Source organism: Johannesbaptistia floridana (genome assembly GCF_057440575.1).
Genome location: NZ_JALKVM010000356.1, coordinates 1 through 6770, shown reverse-complemented (window position 1 = coordinate 6770; position 6770 = coordinate 1). Strand labels below are relative to the sequence as shown.

The 6770-nt window shown below is 37.0% G+C and carries 6 protein-coding genes; 4 read left to right on the top strand and 2 right to left on the bottom strand.

All coding sequences use genetic code 11. The features are described 5' to 3' along the window. Positions 1–482 precede the first annotated feature (482 nt). Together MW688_RS19625 and MW688_RS19620 are read left to right on the top strand one after the other, a co-directional pair. Positions 483–1094, top strand: a complete 612-nt coding sequence (locus tag MW688_RS19625) for a CP12 domain-containing protein (RefSeq protein ID WP_486737704.1) — start codon at positions 483–485, stop codon at positions 1092–1094. A gap of 104 nt (positions 1095–1198) precedes the next feature. Next, a complete protein-coding gene (locus MW688_RS19620) occupies positions 1199–2485 on the top strand; it encodes a glucose-1-phosphate adenylyltransferase (protein ID WP_486737703.1) in 1287 nt (428 codons plus the stop codon). Positions 2486–2825: 340 nt separating this feature from the next. Here MW688_RS19620 and cydB read toward each other — a convergent pair whose 3' ends face one another. Continuing rightward, positions 2826–3839: a cytochrome d ubiquinol oxidase subunit II gene (gene cydB / locus MW688_RS19615; RefSeq protein ID WP_486737702.1), complete on the bottom strand. Its 1014-nt coding sequence runs from the start codon at positions 3837–3839 to the stop codon at positions 2826–2828. A gap of 9 nt (positions 3840–3848) precedes the next feature. After that, complete coding sequence (locus MW688_RS19610; protein ID WP_486737701.1) at positions 3849–5288, bottom strand: cytochrome ubiquinol oxidase subunit I; 1440 nt, start codon at positions 5286–5288, stop codon at positions 3849–3851. 176 nt (positions 5289–5464) lie between these two features. Here MW688_RS19610 and MW688_RS19605 point away from each other — a divergent pair, with 176 nt between their 5' ends. Next, positions 5465–5761: a 2Fe-2S iron-sulfur cluster-binding protein gene (locus tag MW688_RS19605; protein WP_486737700.1), complete on the top strand. Its 297-nt coding sequence runs from the start codon at positions 5465–5467 to the stop codon at positions 5759–5761. 532 nt (positions 5762–6293) lie between these two features. After that, complete coding sequence (locus tag MW688_RS19600; protein ID WP_486737699.1) at positions 6294–6674, top strand: four helix bundle protein; 381 nt, start codon at positions 6294–6296, stop codon at positions 6672–6674. The last annotated feature ends 96 nt before the right edge of the window (positions 6675–6770 follow it).

Sequence of the window (6770 nt, the reverse complement as noted above, 5' to 3'; positions counted from 1 at the left end):
TATTTGAATGGGCTAAAGCCCTACTACTTTCCTTATTCATCTGAAGGCGATCGCATACATAAGTACCAAAGAACCAGTAGTATTAGTAGGGTGTGAAGCGTGCGAAGCCCGTAACGCACCAAACATGAGTAATGAGTAATAAGTAATGAGTAATGAGTAAGAAGGTAGCCTGTAGCCTGTAGGTTGGGCCCTTGGTCACGAAACCCAACAGTATAAAAGTAGTTGTAGTTGTAGGGTGTGAAGCGTGCGAAGCCCGTAACGCACCAAATTATGTCAGGATTTCCAGATAATATCAAGTCCGTTTAATCTGACGGGGTGACAACCAGGTTGAACTGAAGGCCGGGTGTTGACTAAATATATAAAGTATAAATTTTAATGCGCATCCTCCCTGATTAAGATTTGCTTTTTCTGGTAAGATTTTCTTTGTATCTATGATCAAAACCAAATCACAAGCAAAACCAACTACTAAAAGGAGAAAAATAATGAAAGCTTCAGAAATAATGACAACCTCAGTTGTGACTATTCGTGGCTCAGCTACAGTAGCAGAAGCGGTCAAACTTATGAAAGAACATCAAATCCATGCCTTAATTGTAGACCGCCGTAACGAAGAAGATGCCTATGGAATTATTACCGATGCGGATATTGTTTACAAAGTAACAGCATATGGGAAAGATCCTAATAAAATCAAAGTCTATGAAATAATGACTAAACCCTGTATTTCTATTAACCCAGATTTAGCTGTAGAATACGTAGCTCGTTTATTTGCTCAAACTCGGATCCATCGTGCCCCAGTTATTCAAAATAAGTTACTAGGTATTATTTCTACTACCGATATTCTTACTAAAGGTAATTTTGTTGAACAACCCAGAGAGATGCTTTTAGAAACAGAAATTCAAAAAGCAAGGGAAGCAGCCCGCGCCATTTGTCAAGAAAAAGGAGCCACATCACCAGACTGTGCCGCAGCCTGGGATATAGTAGAAGAACTACAAGCAGAAGCAGCTCATCAAAAAGCCGAAAGAATAGACAAAACCCATTTTGAAGAGTATTGTGAAGAAAATCCCGATGCTTTAGAAGCAAGAATATATGATAACTAGAAGCAGTAAATTTCTCTTAGTAGAATAATAGTTAACTTAGGGTAGATTCGCCGTATTGGGATAAACTTAAAATGAGAAACATCTGGCATCTATGAGGTTATCTTATGAAGAGAGTTTTAGCAATTATTCTCGGCGGAGGAGCAGGTACTCGTCTTTATCCCCTGACAAAACTACGGGCTAAGCCCGCAGTTCCCCTAGCAGGTAAGTATCGTTTAATTGATATCCCCATTAGTAATTGTATTAATTCCGAAATTACTAAAATCTACGTACTTACTCAGTTTAATTCCGCATCTCTCAATCGTCATATCACTCGTGCTTACCATTTCGCAGGTTTCAATGATGGTTTTGTAGAGGTATTAGCGGCTCAACAAACTCAAGATAGTCCCGGTTGGTTCCAAGGTACAGCAGATGCGGTACGTCAATATCTGTGGTTAATGGAGTCTTGGGATGTAGATGAGTACTTAATTTTATCTGGGGATCATCTCTATCGTATGAATTATGGTGATTTTATTAAACGTCATCAAGAAACTAAGGCAGATATAACTCTTTCGGTAGTACCTATAGACGAAAAACGCGCCTCTAGTTTCGGTTTGATGAAAATTAATCAGGAAGGTAGAGTTATAGATTTCTTGGAAAAACCCAAGGGAGACGCACTAAAACAAATGCAGGTAGATACCAGTATTCTAGGTTTAACTCCAGAAGAAGCAAAAGAAAAACCATATATTGCTTCTATGGGTATCTATGTGTTTAACAAAAAAACTTTGATGGATTTGTTAAATAATACTGAAGAAACTGACTTTGGTAAGGAGGTTATTCCCTCAGCAGCTAAAAAATATAATCTTCAGGCATACTTGTTTAATGACTATTGGGAAGATATTGGAACTATAGAAGCTTTTTATGAGTCCAATTTAGCTTTGACTAAGCAACCATCCCCAGCTTTTAGTTTTTACGATGAAAATGCACCAATTTATACCCGCTCTCGCTATCTACCTCCTACCAAAATGCTTGACTGTCAAGTAAACGAGTCAATCGTGGGCGAAGGATGTATTATTAAACAATGTCAAATCAATCACTCGGTTTTAGGCGTTAGAAGCCGGATTGAGTCAGGATGTGTGATTGAAGATTCTCTGATTATGGGTTCAGATTTCTATGAACCGTTTTCAGAACGGCAAGAAGTCTTGAAAGCAGGGAAAATTCCTGTGGGTATTGGTGCAAATAGTGTGGTTCGTAAAGCGATTGTAGATAAAAATGCTCGTGTTGGTGCTAATGTCCAAATTATCAACAAAGACAATGTTGAAGAATCTAATCGTGAAGATCAAGGCTTCTATATTCGTAGTGGCATTGTCGTAATCCTGAAAAATTCTGTGATTCATGACAACACTATTATCTAACTGATGCTAGTTTCTAAGTTATAGTAGCGATCGCTGTAGTCTTAACAATATTTAGATTCACAGATACTCCTAACCCTCACAGGGGTAGGGGTGTTTTAATTTCAGGAGAAAAATATAAGACCAGCAAATCAGAAGCGATCGCTGGTTACTTGAAATACGTTGTTGTTTAGTCATAGGAGAAATCCCAACGGCACTTTTTTACGTACCGACGGTTGTTAAGATTTCTTTAAATTAATTGTAACAGAAAGTAAACTATTTGACAAAAAAATTTTTCTAAAGTAAGTAACGCTCCCCTACTTAGGAGAGCGCTAGGTTTCTGGCAAAAACAAATAATTCCTAATTAATCGCCATAGTAACTAGTAGTTACCTTACCGCGAAAAACAACATATTGATAGATATTGTAGAACAACATGATCGGAATTAGCACGCCGATAAAAATCAACATAAACACTAAAGCGCTAGGTGCTGCGGCGCCTTGGTAAATGGTGATACTAGGGGGAATAATATAGGGAAAAACAATCAAAGCTAAACCCAAGAAGGTAAGCAAGAAAATCAAAATCGTCACCACAAAGGGTGTAACTTCCCTACGATTGTTTAAACCTCTAATTAATTGCCAAACCAAAAAAGTACCAACTACTGGAATCAAAGCAAAGATGTAAACAAAAGGCTCTTGAAACAAACGGACTCGAATCTCATCTGAAACAAAAGGAGTAAACACAGTAATTAAAATTGCCCCTATCAAAGTAGTAATCGCGGCAATTTTTGAGGTTTTATAGTGGGTATCTTGAAGCTTACCTTCTGTTTTCATGATTAGATAATTAGAACCAATCAATACATACCCTTGAATCAAAGTTAGAGCCACTAGAGTACTTTGCCAAGTCAGCCAATCCCAGTTAGAGCCAATAAAATGACCACTTTGGTCTACTTTAATTCCTCCTAATACTGCTCCTAATGCGTAGCCTTGACCTAAAGATGCTAGGAAACTCCCGACACCAAAGGCTAAATTCCATAACAATTTGTTATCGGCGTGTTCTCTAAACTCAAAAGCTACAGCCCGGAAAATAAAGCCAAAAATCATAATAAAAATGGGAATGTAGAGCGCATTGAGAATAGTTGCATAGGCTAGAGGAAAAGCTCCAAATAAACCTCCTCCCATTAAAACTAACCAGGTTTCATTGGCATCCCAGACATTACCTAAACTGGTCATCAGTAGACCTCTTCTTTCTTCACTAGAGGCAGTTAAAGATAAAATACCTACTCCTAAGTCGAAGCCATCAAGCATAACGTAAAGAAAGAGAAATAGTACTAGAATTGCGAACCACACTTGTGGCAAGAAATAATCTAAAGTTTCCATGAATTTCTCCTATTGTTGAGCTTCCAGAGGACGACTATCGGGTATATGTTCAGCAGGCTCTACTCTTAATCCGGGTATTTCTTCTCCAGGTATTGGTAAGTTTAAATTAGGACCTTTTCTAATTATGCGACTACCGAAAAAGAGTGCGCACACAAAAAGTACAGAATAAATGACTATATAACCCGTTAAAGAACCTAAAACCTCCCCAGCAGGAATTACCGACGCTGCATCAGTGGTGCGGATTTGACCGTAGAGAGTCCAGGGCTGTCTCCCCACACAACGTACAATCCAACCACTCTCTATAGCTAAATAGCCTAGAGGACCAGCAAATAACCAAGCCCGCAATAACCAACGTTGTTCACTGACTTTATCTGGTGAGAGTGCGCCTCTGAGCCATTGAATCACTGTGACTAACATTAGTCCAGCTAGGTAAAAACCAATGGCAATCATTATACGAAATGAGTAGTAAATTAGACCGACCATTTTAGGGCGCTCTTCTGGTTTCCATTCTTTTAACCCTAAAACCGGCTCTGGTAATTCTTTCTTGAGTTCTAAAATATAGCCTAGAGCATTGGGAACAGTTATTTCCCAATCATTTTTTTCTTCAGTCTCATTCGGCCAAGCTACAAAACTCCAGTCACCACTTTCTCCCGCAGGAATAGTTTCCCACTGGGCTTCCATCGCCGCTAGTTTAGTGGGTTGATATTGATATACTTGTTCACCACTTAGGTGACCTGCATATATTTGTAATGGAGCTAGGAAAATTACCCCTATCAAAACAATCTTAAATGACTTGACGAAAAATTCTTGATTACGTTTATTGATAAGATACCAGGCGCTAATTCCACCAATTACGAATAGGGATGTTTCCCAGGTGGCAAAAGACATGTGCATCACACTTCTCGCCATAAACGGGTTAAAGATTGCTGCAAAATAGTCTTGGACAATAAATTTGTTATTGACTAATTCCCCTCCACTAGGTGTTTGTAACCAAGAATTAGCGGTTAAAATCCAAAATACTGAAAGATTAGCCCCAAATGCTACCAAAATTGTGGCTAAATAATGGATTACTGGACTTACTCTCTCCCAGCCAAACAGCATAATTCCTAAAAAACCTGCTTCTAGCATGAAAGCCATGGAGGCTTCAAAACCTAAAACACTTCCAAAAAAATCTCCTATAGCTTCAGACAACGGCCCCCAATTTGTACCAAATTGGAACTCCATCGGCACACCTGTAGCTACCCCAATTCCAAAATTGAGAACATAGATTTTTGCCCAAAAACGAGCATGATAATAGTAGTCTCGGTTGCGGGTTTTTAACCATAACCCTTCGATAATCACTAGATAAATTGACATTCCTGTGGTTAAAACTGGCCACAGCATGTGAAAAATTGCAGTTACCGCAAACTGAGTGCGGGATAATGCTACTGTATCAGAAAAGAAGTCCATAAAACTTTATAATCAAAACGGTCATTCATAATATAACTAACAAATTTAGTCATTAAATGGTTTTTTAGGTAAAACTTAAGATTTTTCTTTTTCTTTATATTTGTTTAAATATTTACAAAATTCATAAAAAAACTTTATAATTCTTAATAGAGGGTTGAAATCAAAGAGGAAACTAAGTGACTACAATTAAGTTTAAGAAAGAAAATAAGGAAGTAGTAGCTGCTAACGGTGCTAACTTGAGAGAAAAAGCTTTACAAAATGGAATAGATCTTTATACTTTTAAAGGAAAGTTAATGAACTGTGGTGGTTATGGTCAATGTGGAACTTGTATAGTAGAAATAGTCGAAGGAATGGAAAATCTTTCTGAACCCACAGATTTTGAAAAACGTAAGCTGAAAAAGAAGCCAGAAAATTACCGTTTATCTTGTCAAACTTTAGTTAATGGCCCCATTACTGTCAATACCAAGCCTTAAGTTGATTTATAGCACCTAGTTTCATTATAGGTGCTAAATTATATAGCAATTCTCATACTGGTGAGTTACAGAGGTTATTCTTTTGAGGCAGGAGGCAGGAGGCACCGAGGCAGGATGCTCCGAGTTAGGTACAACCTCATGAATCCGAAAAATGCTATAGTTCTGTTGCTGCTACTCGATGAGATCCATACCAATACTGCTCGAACTGAGATCTTCCACCTTTAGCAAAAGCTACTGGTGGAAGATGTAAGTTATAGAGAAAAGCCTGTTAATTTAATAACTTAACCACTTCTCCAAAAGGAAATTGATTTTCATCCAACCGCTTCTAAAAATCTACTCAAATTTACTCAAACAGCAAAATAAGACAGAAAAAAGTCAGCGGTATATATGATTGCCATGTAAAGTGTTTTTATTCCTTGCTAATTACTCGGTACTCTACACTTTTGAGTTTTGAAGTAATGAGTTTTGAAGTAATGAGTAAATACCCATCACTTATAAAGTAAAATTGAATTATTACATTTCAATTTTACTTATGACTAATAATAGCATAAATATAACCATTCAAGAAAGAACTGAAAATTTCGCAATTAGAGTTGTAAAAGCATACTGTGAACTTAATAAAAGACATTTTGATGATGCTGGTAAAATTTTAGCAAAACAATTTTTAAGAAGTGGAACCTCAATTGGGGTAAACTGTTCAGAGGCTGTTTTCGCTCAATCAAATAAAGATTTTATCAATAAATATTCTCTTGCTTTAAAAGAAGCAAATGAAACTCTTTATTGGATAAAAATAATGATTAAATCCGGGATTGTCTCAAGAGCTAAATTTCAAAATATGATAGAAGAAAATGAAAGAATTATTAAGATATTAATAAGTTCAATTAATAAATTAAAACAGAAGGAATTTAATTAAGTCATTACTCATTACTTATTACTTCAAAACTCATTACTCATATAGATGTGCCCTATCCTTCACAGATAAAGCAGTCTTGATGGTCTGCGGTAATCT

What these genes read in the sequence shown, in the direction of transcription:
- MW688_RS19625 (WP_486737704.1), top strand. Translation starts at nt 483, where the DNA reads ATGAAAGCTTCAGAAATAATGACAACCTCAGTTGTGACTATTCGTGGC.
- MW688_RS19620 (WP_486737703.1), top strand. Translation starts at nt 1,199, where the DNA reads ATGAAGAGAGTTTTAGCAATTATTCTCGGCGGAGGAGCAGGTACTCGT.
- cydB (WP_486737702.1), bottom strand. Translation starts at nt 3,839, where the DNA reads ATGGAAACTTTAGATTATTTCTTGCCACAAGTGTGGTTCGCAATTCTA.
- MW688_RS19610 (WP_486737701.1), bottom strand. Translation starts at nt 5,288, where the DNA reads ATGGACTTCTTTTCTGATACAGTAGCATTATCCCGCACTCAGTTTGCG.
- MW688_RS19600 (WP_486737699.1), top strand. Translation starts at nt 6,294, where the DNA reads ATGACTAATAATAGCATAAATATAACCATTCAAGAAAGAACTGAAAAT.